Origin of the sequence: Streptomyces sp. CMB-StM0423 (assembly GCF_002847285.1) — a bacterium.
Classification (GTDB): Bacteria; Actinomycetota; Actinomycetes; order Streptomycetales; family Streptomycetaceae; genus Streptomyces.
On record NZ_CP025407.1, the window covers coordinates 7,022,470 to 7,038,286 of the forward strand.

The following is a 15,817-nucleotide window of genomic DNA, read 5'->3' on the forward strand; positions in this document are numbered from 1 at the left end:
CTGCGCGGGGGCGGCGGGGCGCCCGCCTTTTGCCCGCCTCCGCCTGCCTCTGCCTGCCTGCGCTTCCTACGCCGCGCGCAGCGCCGCGCCCAGCACGCCGGGCGCTTCGGCCAGCGACGGCCCGTACCACGTCAGATGCCGCCCGCTCACCGGCGCCGCCGCCATCGCCGGGAACGCCTCCGGGCCGTCGTCCGCCCCGAACGCGTACGGTTCGTCGGGCAGCACCACCAGCTCCGCGCCGCTCTCGTGCAGCTCCGCGAGCGGCACCCGCGGATACCGCTCCGCGTGCGCCGCGTACACGTTCGCCACCCCCAGCCGCGCCAGCAGGTCCCCGGCGAACGTCTCCCGGCCCAGCACCATCCACGGCCGCCGCCACACGGGCACCACCGCCCGCCGCCGTGACTCCGGCCGTACGTCCCGCCAGGCCGCCTCCGCGGCGGCCAGCCACTCCGGCCGCGCCGCGGTCCCGCACGCCGTCAGCACCCGCGCCAGCTCCGCGAACGCCTGCTCCAGCGTGCGGACTTCGGTGACCAGCACCTCAAGCCCCGCCGCCCGCAGCGCGGCGAGGTCCGGCTCCCGGTTCTCCTCCTCGTTCGCGACGACCAGGTCGGGCGCCAGTGCGACGATCCGCCCGACGTCCGGGTTCTTCGTCCCCCGTACCCGTACGACGTCGAGCCCGGCCGGGTGGGTGCACCAGTCGGTGGCGCCGACGAGGGCGCCGGGCGCCGAGACGGCGACCGCCTCGGTCAGCGACGGAACCAGGGACACCACACGCCTGCCTGCCATGTCCTCAGGCTACGGGGACGGCCGTCAGCGGGCCGGGGCCGCGAGGAGGTCGCCGCGGGCCACCGCCGCCGCCGTACGGACCGCGGCCGTCAGCCAGGCCGCGACCAGGAACCCGTACAACAGCACGCAAAGCCCGCGGAACGCCGCGAGCCCGGTATGCTCCGCCAGGCTCGCCGCGCCCGTCACGCACGTGCCCACCGGGAACGTGAACGCCCACCACGTCAGCGCGAACGGCATGCCGCGCCGCGCGGCCCGTACGACCAGCGCCCCCGCCACCGCCAGCCACAGCAGCGCGAAGCCCAGCACCGGCACCCCGTACAGCGCCGCGAACGCCCCCGGCACCGCCGCCGAGCCGTCCGCCAGCGCTCCCGCGGCCGTCGTCGACTGCCCGAGCGGGCCCAGCACGAGGAACAGCGCCGGGGTCAGCACGAGCGGCAGCGGCCCCCGCTCCACCAGCCGGGCGAACACCAGCGGCAGCATCAGCAGCGTCGCCAGCAGGCTCATCCCGAACATCGCGAAGCAGCCCAGCACCAGCGACTCCCGCCACTGCCCCGGGGGCAGCCGCGGCGCCAGCGCCGGGCCCGTCGCGGCCGACACCATCGGGGCCACCACCGGCAGCAGCCACACGGGCGAGGCGTCGCCGGGGCGCACCCGGTGGCGTACGACCATCAGATACGGCACGGCCACGGCCGCCACCAGCCCCACCGCGGTACCCGCCACCCACAGCGCGGCGTGCACGGCGAACGCGGCGTCGCCGCCCGTCACCCGCGCCCCCACGGCGGTCGTCGCGGCGCCGACCGCGAGCAGGGCCATCGACAGGCAGCCGTAGAACGGCGCGACCGCGGGATCGGCGAGGTGCTCGCGGGCGCGGTCGGCGTGCCGGGCCCAGTGCGCGGCGCGGGCGGCGAGCACCGCGGCGAGGAGGACGGCGGCCAGGGCCCAGACGGGGACCAGCACGGCGGGCGGCAGGCCGACCGCGGCGCCGGCGGTGGCGACGATGGCGGTGCCCATGACGCCGGCGTACCAGTTGGGGCCGAGGTCGCGGGTCGAGAACCGGTGGCGGGCGCGGGCGGCGGGGCGGGGGCGTACGAGGGCGGTGGCGGCCATGGCTTCAGCCTTGCCCGGGTGGTGGGCGCCTGGTAGGGACCGATCTTCTATCGGCTCATAAGCTGGGGTTATGAGCGAGTACGAGGCCGCGGGCGACCCGGAGCCGTCGCTGGCCCGCCGGGTGCCGGACCTGGCGGCGCTGGAACTGCTGCTCGCCGTCGCGCGGCTGGGCAGCCTCGGGCGGGCGGCGAAGGCCCTCGGCGTGAGCCAGCCGGCGGCCAGCGCGCGCCTCCGGTCCATGGAGCGGCAGCTCGGTGTGGCGCTCGTGCACCGCTCGCCCGCGGGTTCGCGGCTCACGGAGGCCGGGGGCGTGGTGACGGAGTGGGCCCGGCGGGTGGTGGAGGCGGCGGAGGCGTTCGACGCGGGCGCGGGGGCGCTGCGCGCGCGGCGGGACTCGCGGCTGCGGGTGGCGGCGAGCCTCACGGTCGCGGAGTACCTGCTGCCGGGGTGGCTGGTCGCGCTGCGCGCGGCGCGGCCGGAGACGGCGGTGTCGCTGCAGGCGGGAAACTCGGTGGCGGTGGCGTCGCAGGTCCGGTCCGGGGCGGCGGACCTGGGGTTCGTGGAGGGCTCGGGGGTGCCGTCGGGTCTGGACTGGGCGGTGATCGGGCACGACCGGCTGCTGGTGGTCGTGGCGCCGTCGCATCCGTGGGCGCGGCGCCGGCGGGGGCTGCCGCCGGGGGAGCTGGCGGGGGCGGCGCTGGTGCTGCGGGAGCAGGGCTCGGGCACGCGACAGGTGCTGGACGAGGCGCTGGGCCCGTACGGCGGGCTGGGAACGCCGCTGCTGGAGCTGGCGTCGACGACGGCGGTGAAGTCGGCTGCGGTCACGGGTGCGGGTCCTGCGGTGCTGTCGGAACTGGCGGTGGCGGACGAGGTGGCGACCCGCCGCCTGGTGTCGGTCGAGGTGGCGGACCTACCCCTGACCCGAGCCCTCCGCGCGGTCTGGCCTCGCGGCCAGCGCCCGACGGGCCCGGCGCGGGACCTGCTGTCCCTGACGAGAAGGGGTGAGCGTGCGGGTACGGGGGAGGGATGAGCGCCTGCCGGTTCCGTGGCGGGTGGGGATGACCCCGTCCCCGCCCCTTCCCGCTTCCTCAGGGCCCCGCCCCCGAGCCCCCGCCGGGGCCGCGCCCCGGACCCCCAGCGGGGCTGCGCCCCTGCACCCCGGGCCTGCGGCCCCAATACCTGCCTGTACGCCTCCGCGGAGCCGCTCCCGAGACCCCTGCGGGGCTCCGCCCCTGCAACCCCCGGCCTGCGCTCCCAGCACCCGCCGCCGCGCCCCCGCGGGCTGCGCCCCTGCACCCGTCGCGCCTGCCTTCCCGGCACACGCCCCGCGCGCCCCTGCAAGGGGCTCCGTACCCCCTGCGGGTGAGGGATTTCCGCGTTACCCTGCTTCCAACCTGTCTTGATCTTCGAGGCGTCGAGCGGACGCGGGGAGCGCGTGGTGTCAGCAGAGGACCAGTCCTTCATACCCGGCGTCTCCGTCGAGCAGCCCACGTCCGCCCGCGTCTACGGCTGGCTTCTCGGCGGCAAGGACAACTACGCCGTCGACCGGGAGTTCGCGCTCAAGCAGCTCAAGGAGTTCCCCGCCGGGCTCGACATCACCCGTGAGAACCGGCTGTTCCTCTACCGGGCCGTGCGGTGGCTCGTCGAAGAAGCCGGGATCCGGCAGTTCCTCGACATGGGGTGCGGGCTGCCCACGGACAACAACGTCCACCAGGTCGCCCAGCGCTTCACCCCCGACGCCCGCGTCGTCTACGTCGACAACGACCCCATCGTGCTCGCCCACGGCCGCGCGCTCCTCGCCGAGGACGCCTCCACCATCGTCGTCGACGGCGACCTGCGCGACCCCGCCACCATCCTCGACGACCCGCTCGTCACCCGGCTCATCGACTTCGACGAACCGCTCGCCGTGCTCTACCTGTCCGTAATGCACCACGTGCCCGACGAAGACGACCCCGTCGGCGTTCTCGGCGCGGTGCTCGACCGTGCACAGCCGGGCAGTTGCGTGTGTCTGTCGCAGGTGGTCACCGACGACCCCGTCACCAGCGCCGCGATGACCGAGAGCGTACGGGCCAAGGGCATCCCGTGGCAGACGAGGACGCCCGCCGAGGTCGACGCCCTCGTCCGGGGGCTGGAGCCCGTCGAGCCCGGGCTGGTGGATCTCGTCGACTGGCGGCCCGACCGGTTCCAGCCGCCGCTGGCCCCCGTCGACCCGGCCCTCCAGCCGTACCTGGGCACCACGAAGCACGCCAAGCCCGTCTACGAGTACGGCGGCATCGTCCGCAAGCCCGCCTGAGCCGCGGAGTCGGGCACGTCAGCCCGCCGCCTCCACCAGGCCCCGCACCACCCGCACGTCCTCGCCCATCTCCGGATGCCACTGCACCCCGAGCGCGAAGCTCCCCGCGTCCGGCAGCTCCAGCGCCTCCACCACGCCGTCCGCCGCGTACGCCGACGCGATCACCCCGGTGCCCAGCTCCGCCACCGCCTGGTGGTGGTACGCCGGGACCGTCACCGCCTCCGGCAGCAGCGCGGCGAGCCGCGTGCCCGGAACCGGTTTGATCTCGTGGGCGCCGAAGACGCCCGGGCGCTCGCGGTGGCCCTCCATGTGCTGGCACAGCGTGCCGCCGCGGGCGACGTTCAGCAACTGCGCCCCGCGGCAGACCCCCAGCAGTGGCAGCTCCGCCGCCAGGGCCGCCTCGATCAGGGCCAGTTCCCACTCGTCCCGCTCGCGTGACGTCGGGGTGACGGGGTCCGTACGGGCGTCCGCGTCGGCGCCGTAGCGGGCCGGGTCCAGGTCAGGGCCGCCCGCGATGATCAGGCCGTCCAGGCGGCGCAGGGTCTCCGCCGCGCGGGCCGGGTCGTCGGGAGGGAGCAGCGCGGTGAGGCCGCCGGCGCGCTGGGTGAGGCGGTGGTAGCCGGCGGGCAGCAGGGCGGCGGGCAGGTGCCACTGGCCCCACCTGGCCTCGTCCACGAGGTAGGTGGAGATGCCGATGAGGGGCCGGGGCCGGGTCATCACTTCTCCCTCGTCGTGGGACGTTCGAGTTCCGCTTCCGCCTCCGCCAGCGCCGCGAACTCCTCCTCGGGTGCCGCCGCGACCAGCCGGTGCCGACTGTAGACGGCGAAATATCCCAGGGCCACCGCGTAGACGCAGCCCGCGATCATGGCCGCCCACTTGTCCACCAGGAACGTCGCCACCAGCGCCGACAGCGCGAGCACGAACGCCACCGAGGACGTCACCGCCCCGCCCGGCGTGCGGTACGGGCGGTGCAGCCCCGGTTCGCGGCGGCGCAGCACGATGTGCGAGAGCGCCATCAGCGCGTACGAGATGGTGGCGCCGAACACCGCGACGTTCAGCATCCGCGCCCCGTTCCCGCTCCCGGCCGCCAGCGCGAAGCCGATCGCGCCGGGCACCAGCAGGCCCAGGTACGGCGCCTTCCGGCGGGAGGTGAGGGAGAGGACACGGGGGAGGTAGCCGGCCCGGGAGAGCGCGAAGAGCTGGCGCGAGCCGGCGTAGATCAGGGAGAAGAACGACGCGACGAGCCCGGCGAGGCCCGCGTAGTTGACGAACCGGCTGAGCGCGGTCGCCTCGCCGTCCGGTTGCAGCGCCTCCACCAGCGGGTTGCCCGCGTCCTGTACGGCGGCGGAGCCGCGGGCGCCGGCCGCGGCGATGAAGGTGACGACGGCGAGCAGCAGCAGCACGCCCATCGCCCAGGCCATCGCGCGCGGCAGCGTACGGGACGGGTCCTTGGTCTCCTCCGCGGCCAGCGGCACGCCCTCGACGCCCAGGAAGAACCACATGCCGAACGGGAACGCCGCCCAGATGCCCAGGATCCCGAACGGCAGCCAGGAGTTGGCGCCGAGGGCGCCGTCGTCGACCGGGATGTCGTTCAGCGAGCCGGCGCTGAACTCCGTGAGGGCGCCGATCGCGAAGATCAGCAGCGCGGCGACCGCGACGGCGGTCACGACGAGGCTGAAGCGCAGCGCCTCGCCGACGCCCCACAGGTGGATGCCGAGGAAGATGGCGAAGCAGGCGAGGTAGACGGGCCAGCCGGAGGTGAGCCCGAACAGCTCCAGCGACTCGACGTAGTCGCCGATGAAGATGACGATGGCGGCCGGCGCCAGGACGTACTCGATGAGGATCGCCGTGCCGGTCATGAACCCGCCCCAGGGGCCGAGCGCCTTGCGCGCGAAGCCGTAGCCGCCGCCGGCCGTGGGCAGCACGGCGGCCAGCTCGGCGAGGGCGAAGACCAGGCAGGTGTACATGACGCCCATGAGCAGCGCGGCGATGGCCAGGCCGCCGAAACCGCCCTCCGCCAGGCCGAAGTTCCAGCCGGAGAAGTCGCCGGAGACGACGTACGCCACGCCCAGGCCGGTGAGCAGCAGCGGCCCGGCGCTGCCGGCGCGCAGCGCGCGGCGCTGGAGGTACGCGTCGTCCGCGGCGTCGTGCGCGGCGGGGCCGGCCGGGCCGGGGCCGGCGGGGGCGCCGGGACCGCCGTCGGGGGCGGCGCGCGGGCCGGGCGGTGCGGTGCGGGACTCGGTGCCTTCGCTCATGGTGCCGCTCCTGCCTCAACGGACGGTGGGACCCAGCAATGGTGTGGTGCCATACCTTTGCGGCGCCGAGGTCACGAGCGCAAGCCCCGTGCATGAAGGTCCTGTTACGCGGCCCCGTCCGCGGCGGCGCGTCAGGCAGGGCTCAGCCCAGGAAGCCGCGCAGCAGCGCCGCGGTGCCGGCGCAGTGCTCGCGCATCATCTCGCGGGCGGCGTCCGGATCGCCGTCGAGCACCGCGCCGACGAGCGCGGCGTGCTGCGCCTGGCTGTGCTCCAGGTTCCGCACCAGCAGCGGGATGCAGTCCAACAGGTCGTTGACGGTGGCCCGGACGGCGGCGTACTGCGCGGCGAGCCGCGGCGAGCCCGCGAGTTCCGCCAGGGTCAGGTGCAGCAGGGTGTCCAGCCGCCGGTAGTCGCCCAGCGGCGCGTCCTGGGTGGCCTCCACGGCGGCGCGCAGCCGCGCCCGCTGCTCGGGCGTCATCTCGGTGCCGGCGCACAGCTCGGCGGCGCCCGTCTCCAGCACCTCGCGGAAGCGGAGCACGTCCTCCAGGTCCGTACGCTCCGTGCGCCGGCGCAACTCCTCCTGCGCGTCCCGGCGCGCGGGGGTGCGCTCCCGTACGAACGTGCCTCCGTAGCGCCCCCGGCGGCTCTCCACCAGCCCCTCGTCCGCCAGCACCTTCAGCACGTCCCGCAGCGTGACCCGGCTGATCCGCAGCCGCTCGGCCAACTCCCGCTCCGCGGGCAGCCGCTCGCCAGGCGGCACCAGGCCCAGGCGCAGCACCTGCAGTATCTGCTCCAGCGCCTCCTCGAAGCCGTTGCCCGCGCGCACCGGGCGCAGTACGGTCCGCAGCCCGTCGCCGGCCGCCGCGTTGCTGAACGCCCTCATCCCGACCCCGCTCTCCCGACCCGCTGCCTCTGCCTACTTCCCAACCAAAGGTATCCACGCATACCTTAAGACGTCCGCAAAAGAGGAGACCGATCCGTGACCGACTCCGCACGCACCCCCGCGCTGCCCGTGCCCGAGCTGCGCCGGCTCGTCGAGGCCGGTGAGCTCGACACCGTAGTCCTGGCCTTCACGGACATGCAGGGCAGGCTTCAGGGCAAGCGCTTCGCCGCCCCCTTCTTCCTCGACGAAGTACTGGCACACGGCACCGAGGGCTGCAACTACCTGCTGGCCGTGGACGCCGACATGAACACCGTCGAGGGCTACGAGATGTCGTCCTGGGAGCGCGGCTACGGCGACTTCGCCATGCACCCCGACCTCGCCACCCTGCGCCGCATCCCCTGGCACCCCGGCACCGCCATGGTCACCGCCGACCTCGCCTGGCACGACGGCGCGCCCGTCACCGCCTCGCCGCGGCAGGTGCTGCGACGCCAGCTCGACCGGCTCGCCGAGCGCGGCTGGACCGCGTACGCGGGCACGGAGCTGGAGTTCATGGTCTTCAAGGACACCTACGAGCAGGCGTGGAACAGCGCGTACCGGGGCCTGACCCCCGCCAACCAGTACAACGTCGACTACTCCGTCCTCGGCACCGGCCGCGTCGAGCCCCTGCTGCGCCGCATCCGCAACGAGATGGCCGCCGCCGGCATGACCGTCGAGTCCGCCAAGGGCGAGTGCAACCTCGGCCAGCACGAGATCGCCTTCCGCTACGACGACGCGCTGACCACCTGCGACCAGCACAGCATCTACAAGACCGGCGCGAAGGAGATCGCCGCCCAGGAGGGCACGGCGCTGACCTTCATGGCCAAGTACGACGAGCGCGAGGGCAACTCCTGCCACATCCACCTGTCCGTACGCGACGCCGACGGCTCCCCCGTCTTCGCCGCTCCCGACGGTCCTGACGACGGGGACGCCCCGTACGGCATGTCCGAGACCATGCGGCACTTCGTCGCCGGACAGCTCGCCTGCCTGCCGGAGCTGACCCTCCTCTATGCCCCGAACATCAACTCCTACAAGCGCTTCCGCCCCGGCTCCTTCGCCCCCACCGCCGTCGCCTGGGGCCCCGACAACCGCACCTGCGCCATCCGCGTTGTCGGCCACGGCGGCTCGCTGCGGCTGGAGAACCGGCTGCCGGGCGGCGACGTCAACCCGTACCTCGCGGTCGCCGGGATGATCGCCGCCGGGCTGCACGGCGTCGAGCGGAAGCTCGAACTCCCAGAAGCCTGCACCGGCAACGCATACACCGGTGACGCCGCGCACGTCCCCGCCACCCTCCGGGACGCCGCCGAGCTGTGGAGCGACAGCACGCTGGCCCGGGAGGCGTTCGGCGAGGACGTCGTACGCCACTACCGCAACATGGCGCGGGTCGAGCAGGAGGCGTACGACACCGCCGTCACCGACTGGGAACGCTTCCGGTCCTTCGAGCGCATGTGAGGTCGACACCCTTGGCAGCATCGGCACCCGCAGCACAGGCACCACCCGCCACGCCGCACGAGCACACCGTCGTCAACCCCGCCACCGAGGAGGCCGTCGCCACCGTCCCGGCCGCGGGCCCCGAAGAAGTCGCCGCCGCCGTCGCCCGCGCCGCGAAGGCCCAGCGGGACTGGGCCGCCCTCGCCCCCGGCGACCGCGCCCGGCTGCTGCGCCGCTTCGCCGCCGAGGTCGACGCCCGGATCGAGGAGCTGGCGCGGCTGGAGGTCACCGAGGCCGGGCACCCGGTGGCCGCCGCCCGCTGGGAGGCGGGCAATGTACGCGACCTCCTCGACTACGCCGCCGGGGGAGTGGAACGCCTCACCGGCAGCCAGATCCCGGTGGCCGGCGGGCTCAACGTCACCTTCGCCGAGCCGCTCGGCGTCGTCGGCGTCATCGCCCCGTGGAACTTCCCCATGCCCATCGCCGCCTGGGGCACCGCCCCCGCGCTCGCCGCCGGCAACGCCGTCGTGCTCAAGCCGGCCGAGACCACCCCGCTGACCGCGCTGCGGCTCGCCGAGCTGGCGCTCGAAGCGGGCCTGCCGGAGGGGCTGTTCCAGGTCGTGCCGGGCGCAGGACCGGTCGCGGGCGCCGCGCTGGTCGACCACCCGGACGTGGCGAAGGTCGTGTTCACCGGCTCCACCGCGGTCGGCAAGCGCATCGCGGCGCGCTGCGCGGAGCAGGTCAAGCGCGTCACCCTCGAACTCGGCGGCAAGAGCCCGAACATCGTCTTCGCCGACGCCGATCTGGAGCGCGCCGCGGCCGCCGCCCCCGCCTCGTTCCTCGACAACACCGGCCAGGACTGCTGCGCCCGCAGCCGCATCCTCGTCCAGCGCAGCGTGTACGACCGCTTCCTCGCCCTGCTGGAGCCCGCCGTCCTCGCCTTCACCGCCGGCGACCCGGCCGACCCCGGTACGCGGATGGGCCCGCTGATCTCCGCCGCCCACCGCGAACGGGTCCGCGGCCACGTCCCCGAGTCCCGCCCCGCGGCCATCCGCGGCACCGTCCCCGAAGGCCCCGGGTACTGGTACCCGGCCACGGTCCTCACCGATGCGCCGCCCGGCGACCCGGTCAGCCGCGAGGAGGTCTTCGGCCCCGTCGCCGTCGTCCACCCCTTCGACGACGAGGCCGACGCCGTACGCCTCGCCAACGCCGGCCCGTACGGGCTCTCGGGCTCGCTGTGGACCCGCGACACCGCCCGCGCCGTCCGCGTCTCGCGCGCCGTCGCCGCCGGGAACCTCTCGGTCAACTCGCACAGCAGCGTGCGCTACTGGACCCCCTTCGGCGGCTTCAAGCAGTCCGGCCTCGGCCGCGAGCTGGGCCCGGACGCGCTCGCGTCGTTCACCGAGACCAAGAACGTCTTCATCAGCACCGAGGAGTGAGCACGTTGACCGACCAGACCCCCGTCTGCCGCCGGCTGCCCGGCCGCACCGCCGTCGTCACCGGAGCAGGCAGCGGCATCGGCCTGGCCACCGCCCGCCGGCTCGCGGCGGAGGGCGCGCACGTCGTCTGCGCCGACGTCGACGAGACCGCGGGCAAGGCGGCGGCCGAAGCGACCGGCGGGCTGTTCGTACGTACCGACGTCACCGTCCAGGAAGACGTCGAGGCGCTGTTCAAGGCCGCGTACGACACGTACGGCTCGGTCGACGTCGCGTTCAACAACGCCGGCATCTCGCCGCCCGAGGACGACTCCATCCTGCTCACCGGCATCGACGCCTGGCGCCGGGTGCAGGAGGTCAACCTGACCTCCGTGTACCTGTGCTGCAAGGCCGCGATCCCGTACATGCAGCGCCAGCGACGCGGCTCGATCGTCAACACCGCCTCGTTCGTGGCCGTGATGGGCGCCGCCACCTCGCAGATCAGCTATACCGCGTCCAAGGGCGGCGTGCTGGCCATGTCCCGCGAGCTGGGCGTGCAGTTCGCCCGCGAGGGCATCCGCGTCAACGCGCTGTGCCCGGGGCCGGTCAACACCCCGCTGCTCCAGGAGCTGTTCGCCAAGGACCCGGAGCGCGCGGCCCGGCGGCTGGTGCACATCCCGGCGGGCCGCTTCGCGGAGGCGGAGGAGATCGCCGCCGCGGTGGCGTTCCTGGCGAGCGACGACGCGTCGTTCGTCAACGCCGCGGAGTTCCTGGTCGACGGCGGCATCGCGGGCGCGTACGTCACGCCGCTGTAGCCGCGGTCCGCGCGGGCGGCCCGCTCAGGCGGGCCGTCCGGGCGGTCCTGCCCAGGCAGGACCTGGGCGCTGCCTAGAGGAACGTACGGCCCTCGCCGCGGTACGTCGGGACCGTCTCCGTGACGCGCTCGCCCTCGATCAGGTGCAGCGCGTCGAACCGCTCGCACAGCTCGCCCGCCTTGGCGTGCCGGAACCACACCCGGTCGCCGACCAGCAGGTCGTCGGCGGGCGGGCCGAGCAGCGGTGTCTGCACCTCGCCCGCGCCCTCCTGCTTGTCGTAGCGCAGGCCCGCCGGCAGATACGGCACGGGCGGCCGGTCGGAGCCGGCGGGGCCGGAGGCGGGGTAGCCGCCGCCGAGGACGGTGACCACGCCGACGCCGGGGCGGCGGACGACGGGCAGCGCGAAGACGGCGGCGGGGCGGCCGGCGAACGCGGTGTAGTTGTCGAACAGCCGCGGCTGGTAGAGCCCCGAGCCGGCCGCGACCTCGGTGACCGCGTCCTCCGCGGCGGTGTGCTGCACGCTGCCCGTACCGCCGCCGTTGACGAACTCCAGGTCCGCCAGCCGCCGCACCGCCGCCACCGCCTCCGCCCGCCGCTCCGCGAGCTGCCGCCGGGCCACCGCCTGCATCAGCCGGATCCCGCGCGACGTCACCGGCCACCCCGGGATGTCGTCCCCGACGCCGGCCACGTGCCCCTCGTACGCCATCAGCCCCACCAGCCGGAAGCCCGGCCGCCGCACCACCTCGCGGGCCACCGCCGCCAGCGCCGCCGCGCCGGACAGCGGCGAGCGGCGGGCGCCGACGCGCACCCTGCCGCCCAGCAGCCGCAGTGACGTGTCCAGTTCCAGGCAGACGCGCACCTCCTCGCGCCCGCGCCCCCGCGCGGCGTCGACGAGGTCCAACTGCGCCGGGTCGTCCACCAGCACCGTCAGCGCGGCGGCGAGCTTCGGGTCGCCGGTCAGCTCGGCGAAGCCGGCGCGGTCCGCCGACGGGTACGCCAGCAGCACGTCGGCGAAGCCGGAGCGCGCCAGCCACAGCGACTCGGCGAGCGTGAAGGACATGACCCCGGCGAAGCCCGGCTTGGCGAGCACCCGCTCCAGCAGCGCCCGGCAGCGCACCGACTTGCTCGCCACCCGCACCGGCTTGCCCGCGGCCCGGCGCACCAGATCCGCCGCGTTGGCGTCGAACGCCTCGGTGTCGACGGCGGCGAAGGGGGCGTCGAGATGAGCGGTGGCGCGGTCGTAGCGGGCGCGCAGAGCCGCGTGGTCCGGGACGGGGGCGGTGTGGGCCGGCATGGGGGAAGCCTGCCACCGCGTGGCCGGGAGGCGGTAGTGGGTACGGACAGGATGAGGCATTCGGGCGGCGCACCGTCCGCCGCGGGAGCCCAGTAGAGTGTCGCGAGCGCCTGTCCAGCAGGTCATCCGGGGGCTACTCACAGGAGGGGAGTGAGGGGGCTGTTGAGCACTGACGCAGAGCAGACTCCCGCGGCCCCGCCGTCGCCGGCTTCCCCGCCCGCGGCGAAGCCGGGGGAGAGCGCGGAGCCCGTACGGCCGGTGCGGCCGCGGGCGGACGCGGAACCCCCGCGACCAGCAGGTCCGGCAGGCGGCTCCGGCACCGCGGTACGGGAGGCGGGGCCTGCACCGGCCGGCGGTTCCGTACGGCCGAAGCGCCCCCAGCCGGCGGCCGAACCCCCGCCGCCCGCCGCGAAGTCCGCCGGCACCGCGCCGTCTTCACCGTCCCCGGCCACCCCGTCGTCAGGGTCCAAGCCGCCGCCGCGGCCGTACGCCCCGCCGGTGCCCGCTGTCCCTCCCAAGCCCGTAGGCGCCCCGCTGCACATGGCATCCGTGCTCCCCTCCGACATCCCCCGCCCCGAGCCGGAGCCGCCCGCGGAACGCCGCACCGTCGCGCGCACCGTGGCCGCTGCCGTCGCGCTCGTCACCGGCGTCGGCCTCGTCGTGGGCGCCGCCACCGGCAGCCTGCTCAGCGACGGGCCGAGCGCGCAGGCCAGCCCCGGGGCGTACGAGGTGGCCCGCGGTCTCTGGCACGCCACCCCCGTCGACACCCTCTTCCCGCCCCGCCTCGAAGGCGACGGCGCGGGCCCCGGCGGCGCCGACCGCCTCTGGGTGCGCGTCGCCGTCGCCCCGCCCGCGGACTGCAAGGAGGGCCTCGACGCGGCGCTGGCACGGGAGTTGCGCCGCGTCGGCTGCGAGAAGCTGCTGCGCGCCACGTACACCGACGCCACCCGCAGCAGCGTCACCACCGTCGGCATGGTCTTCACCGCGGCGGGCGCCGCGAAGATGGGCCGGTTCGAGGACCGCTTCGAGGACCGGGAGCTGGCCGCGCGGACGGACATGCTGCCGCGCGCGTACGGCACGGAGACGGGACCCGCCGCCGGCTTCGGCGCCGGGCAGCGCGCGACCTGGACCGTGCGGGTCCTCTCCGACGCCCCGGTCGTCCTCTACGCCGTCACCGGCTTCGCCGACGGCCGCGCCGTCACGGAACCGCAGCCCGCCAATGAGGCCGTCCACCCCGACGCCGCCACCGCGCCCGCCCAGGCCGGGCTCGGCCACGACGCCGAGGGCATCGCCGACCGCGTGGAGCGCGGCCTGCGCAAGACCTCCGCCAAGGCCACGGAGTCCCCCCGGTGACCCGCCCGTTCCCCGTACGCCGCCGCGCCGCCGCGCTCCTCGCCGCGCTGGCCGCCACCACGCTGCTCGCCGCCACCGCCGCCCCCGCGCACGCGGACGGCCTCCAGGACCTGCAGTGGGGCCTGGACGACGTCCGCGCCCCCGAGGCGTGGAACACCACCCGCGGCGAGGGCGTCACCGTCGCCGTACTCGACACCGGCGTCGACGCCAGCCACCCCGATCTCACCGGACAGGTGCTGGACGGCAAGGACTTCGTCGGCTTCGGCGCCCGCCGCGGCGACGACTCCTGGGCCCGGCACGGCACCGCCATGGCCGGCATCATCGCCGCGCACGGCCACGGCCCCGGCGCCGCGGAGGGCGTCACGGGCGTCGCGCCGGACGCGAAGATCCTGCCGGTACGGGTCATCCTGGAGGACGGTGACGCGCAGCGCGGCAAGGCCCGCGAGACCCGCGGCAGCGCGCTCGCCGACGGGATCCGCTGGGCCGTCGACAACGGCGCCGACGTCATCAACCTCTCCCTCGGCGACGACAGCAAGTCCGCCCACCCCGAGCCCGGCGAGGACGCCGCCGTGCAGTACGCGCTGCGCAAGGGCGTGACCGTGGTGTCGTCCGCAGGCAACAGCGGCGAGAAGGGCGACCGCATCTCGTACCCCGCGGCCTACCCCGGCGTCATCGCCGTCACCGCCGTCGACCGGACGGGGGCGCGCGCCGAGTTCTCCACCAAGCACTGGTACGCCACCGTCTCCGCCCCCGGCGTCGACGTCGCCATCGCCGACCCCGACCGCACCTACTACGAGGGCTGGGGCACCAGCGCCGCCGCCGCGTTCGTCTCCGGCGTCACCGCCCTGGTCCGCGCCGCCAACCCGGACCTGACCCCCTGGCAGATCCGCGACCTGCTGCGGGACACCGCGCAGGACCCGCCGGAGGGCGGCCGCAGCGACGAGCTGGGCGCCGGCCGGCTGGACGCGGCGGCCGCGGTCGCGGCGGCCCGGGAGCTGCAGTCCGCGCCGCAGGAGCCGAGGTCGGCCGCGTACGACGAGAAGCGCTTCGGCTCGGCGCCCGCGCTCGTCGCCACCGAGGACGACGGGCCCAACGGCCTGGCGCTCGCCGCGGGCGTCATAGGCGTGGGGCTGATCGCGGGCGCGTGGTTCCTGTGGCGCGGTCCGCGGTCGCGCGCGGCCGGCGTCCGGCGCGGCCCCGAGCCCCCGCCCTTCGCGCCGCGGCCGGCCGGGCCGCCGCGGCCGGCGCCCCCGCCCGGCGCCGCAGGACCGCGCCCGCAGGGCGGCGACGGGCCACCGCTAGGCTCGTCGGGTGTCGCTGAAGAACATTCCTGATCCCGGTTTCGCCGCCGACGACGGCTCGGCGGACCCCGGCCTCGCCGCCGCCCTCACCGCGTACGCGGCAGCCCCCGACGACCCCGCGGCCGGACCCCGGGTGCTCGCGGCCCTCGCCGGCACGCGGGTGCTGGTCCCCGTCGTCGCGCTCCTCGGCGAAGTGGAGGAGGGACTGGGGTCGCCCCCGTCGAAGGCAGGGGGAGGACTGCGCCGCGACAAGACCAGCGACATGGCCGTGCCCACCCTCGAAATCCCCGGCGGCCGGCGTGCCCTGCCCGCCTTCACCTCCACCGCCGCCCTCGCCCGCTGGGACCCCGCCGCCCGCCCCGTGGCCGTGGCGCTGCCGCAGGCCGTACGGGCCGCCGTCGCCGAGCGCGCCGACACCGTCGTCCTGGACGTCGCGGGCCCGGTGCCGTACGAGCTGACAGGACCGGCCCTGCTTGCCGCCGCCGAGGGCCGCGGCAGCACCGACCCGCTGGCCGACCCCGGCGTCGTCGCGGCCGTGACCGCCGTGGTCTCCGGTGTCCCCGGGGTACGCGCCGCGTCCCTGGCCCGCGCCGGCGAGGCGGACGGCACCCTGGCCCTCGTCCCCACCGCAGGCACCGCCCCCGCCGACGTCGCCCGCGCCGTCGCCGAGGCGCTGGCCGCCGACCCCGCCCTGCGGGCCCGGCTGGTCCGTGGCCTGGACCTGGCCCTGCTGCCGCCGGAGTCCCCGCTTCCGGGCGCTCCGCTGCCGCTGCGCCCGGCCGGATAGCGCCCGCACCCGGCTCCGGCCCGCGGCCCGGGGGCTGGTTAGGGTGGCCTCCGGTCCCGTA

The 15,817-nt window shown here is 75.8% G+C and carries 15 protein-coding genes; 8 read left to right on the top strand and 7 right to left on the bottom strand.

Going from position 1 to position 15,817, the window contains the following annotated elements; all coding sequences use genetic code 11:
• Positions 1-66: 66 nt before the first annotated feature.
• Together CXR04_RS30545 and CXR04_RS30550 are read right to left on the bottom strand one after the other, a co-directional pair.
• Positions 67-786 (bottom strand): helical backbone metal receptor, encoded by a 720-nt coding sequence (locus CXR04_RS30545; protein ID WP_101425440.1) that lies wholly within the window; start codon positions 784-786, stop codon positions 67-69.
• Between the two features lie 24 nt (positions 787-810).
• Positions 811-1,893: a TDT family transporter gene (locus CXR04_RS30550; RefSeq protein WP_101425441.1), complete on the bottom strand. Its 1,083-nt coding sequence runs from the start codon at positions 1,891-1,893 to the stop codon at positions 811-813.
• A 70-nt stretch (positions 1,894-1,963) separates the two neighbouring features.
• On the opposite strand from CXR04_RS30550, the gene CXR04_RS30555 reads away from it, so the two are divergent.
• Together CXR04_RS30555 and CXR04_RS30560 are read left to right on the top strand one after the other, a co-directional pair.
• Positions 1,964-2,923, top strand: coding sequence for a LysR family transcriptional regulator (locus CXR04_RS30555; RefSeq protein ID WP_101425442.1), 960 nt, complete (start codon positions 1,964-1,966; stop codon positions 2,921-2,923).
• Positions 2,924-3,331: 408 nt separating this feature from the next.
• A complete protein-coding gene (locus tag CXR04_RS30560) occupies positions 3,332-4,186 on the top strand; it encodes an SAM-dependent methyltransferase (protein WP_101426689.1) in 855 nt (284 codons plus the stop codon).
• Between the two features lie 18 nt (positions 4,187-4,204).
• On the opposite strand, the gene CXR04_RS30565 is transcribed toward CXR04_RS30560, so the two are convergent.
• From CXR04_RS30565 to CXR04_RS30575, 3 genes are all read right to left on the bottom strand, one after another.
• The gene (locus tag CXR04_RS30565) at positions 4,205-4,903 is read right to left on the bottom strand and encodes a gamma-glutamyl-gamma-aminobutyrate hydrolase family protein (protein WP_101425443.1); all 699 of its coding nucleotides are present in this window, start codon (positions 4,901-4,903) and stop codon (positions 4,205-4,207) included.
• A complete protein-coding gene (gene eat / locus CXR04_RS30570) occupies positions 4,903-6,441 on the bottom strand; it encodes an ethanolamine permease (RefSeq protein ID WP_101425444.1) in 1,539 nt (512 codons plus the stop codon). The genes CXR04_RS30565 and eat overlap by 1 nt, the downstream gene beginning before the upstream one ends.
• A 142-nt stretch (positions 6,442-6,583) precedes the next feature.
• Entirely contained in the window at positions 6,584-7,324 is a 741-nt protein-coding gene (locus tag CXR04_RS30575; RefSeq protein WP_101425445.1) for a FadR/GntR family transcriptional regulator, read from the bottom strand.
• A gap of 96 nt (positions 7,325-7,420) precedes the next feature.
• On the opposite strand from CXR04_RS30575, the gene CXR04_RS30580 reads away from it, so the two are divergent.
• Genes CXR04_RS30580 through CXR04_RS30590 form a run of 3 tightly spaced genes read left to right on the top strand, consistent with a single transcriptional unit; the run spans position 7,421 to position 11,021 of the window.
• A complete protein-coding gene (locus tag CXR04_RS30580) occupies positions 7,421-8,812 on the top strand; it encodes a glutamine synthetase family protein (protein WP_101425446.1) in 1,392 nt (463 codons plus the stop codon).
• A gap of 11 nt (positions 8,813-8,823) precedes the next feature.
• The gene (locus CXR04_RS30585) at positions 8,824-10,230 is read left to right on the top strand and encodes an aldehyde dehydrogenase family protein (RefSeq protein ID WP_101425447.1); all 1,407 of its coding nucleotides are present in this window, start codon (positions 8,824-8,826) and stop codon (positions 10,228-10,230) included.
• A 5-nt stretch (positions 10,231-10,235) separates the two neighbouring features.
• Complete coding sequence (locus tag CXR04_RS30590; RefSeq protein ID WP_101425448.1) at positions 10,236-11,021, top strand: 3-oxoacyl-ACP reductase; 786 nt, start codon at positions 10,236-10,238, stop codon at positions 11,019-11,021.
• A gap of 73 nt (positions 11,022-11,094) precedes the next feature.
• Here the strand turns inward: CXR04_RS30590 and CXR04_RS30595 are convergent, their stop codons facing one another.
• A complete protein-coding gene (locus CXR04_RS30595; RefSeq protein ID WP_101425449.1) occupies positions 11,095-12,315 on the bottom strand; it encodes an alanine racemase in 1,221 nt (406 codons plus the stop codon).
• 137 nt (positions 12,316-12,452) lie between these two features.
• Complete coding sequence (locus CXR04_RS30600; RefSeq protein ID WP_234380561.1) at positions 12,453-12,785, bottom strand: hypothetical protein; 333 nt, start codon at positions 12,783-12,785, stop codon at positions 12,453-12,455.
• Positions 12,786-12,855: 70 nt separating this feature from the next.
• Here CXR04_RS30600 and CXR04_RS30605 point away from each other — a divergent pair, with 70 nt between their 5' ends.
• The 3 genes from CXR04_RS30605 to CXR04_RS30615 are packed head-to-tail and all read left to right on the top strand — an operon-like array spanning position 12,856 to position 15,756.
• Positions 12,856-13,668, top strand: a complete 813-nt coding sequence (locus tag CXR04_RS30605) for a hypothetical protein (protein ID WP_234380563.1) — start codon at positions 12,856-12,858, stop codon at positions 13,666-13,668.
• The gene (gene mycP, locus CXR04_RS30610) at positions 13,665-15,002 is read left to right on the top strand and encodes a type VII secretion-associated serine protease mycosin (protein ID WP_101425452.1); all 1,338 of its coding nucleotides are present in this window, start codon (positions 13,665-13,667) and stop codon (positions 15,000-15,002) included. The genes CXR04_RS30605 and mycP overlap by 4 nt, the downstream gene beginning before the upstream one ends.
• On the top strand, positions 14,980-15,756 hold the full coding sequence (locus CXR04_RS30615) for an SseB family protein (protein ID WP_101426690.1): 777 nt from the start codon (positions 14,980-14,982) through the stop codon (positions 15,754-15,756). Before mycP ends, CXR04_RS30615 begins: the two co-directional genes overlap by 23 nt.
• Positions 15,757-15,817: the final 61 nt, after the last annotated feature.

Bases quoted from the DNA above. Each gene is read 5' to 3' on its own strand.
- CXR04_RS30545 (WP_101425440.1), bottom strand. From the start codon at position 786: ATGGCAGGCAGGCGTGTGGTGTCCCTGGTTCCGTCGCTGACCGAGGCG.
- CXR04_RS30550 (WP_101425441.1), bottom strand. From the start codon at position 1,893: ATGGCCGCCACCGCCCTCGTACGCCCCCGCCCCGCCGCCCGCGCCCGC.
- CXR04_RS30555 (WP_101425442.1), top strand. From the start codon at position 1,964: ATGAGCGAGTACGAGGCCGCGGGCGACCCGGAGCCGTCGCTGGCCCGC.
- CXR04_RS30565 (WP_101425443.1), bottom strand. From the start codon at position 4,903: ATGACCCGGCCCCGGCCCCTCATCGGCATCTCCACCTACCTCGTGGAC.
- eat (WP_101425444.1), bottom strand. From the start codon at position 6,441: ATGAGCGAAGGCACCGAGTCCCGCACCGCACCGCCCGGCCCGCGCGCC.
- CXR04_RS30575 (WP_101425445.1), bottom strand. From the start codon at position 7,324: ATGAGGGCGTTCAGCAACGCGGCGGCCGGCGACGGGCTGCGGACCGTA.
- CXR04_RS30595 (WP_101425449.1), bottom strand. From the start codon at position 12,315: ATGCCGGCCCACACCGCCCCCGTCCCGGACCACGCGGCTCTGCGCGCC.
- CXR04_RS30605 (WP_234380563.1), top strand. From the start codon at position 12,856: ATGGCATCCGTGCTCCCCTCCGACATCCCCCGCCCCGAGCCGGAGCCG.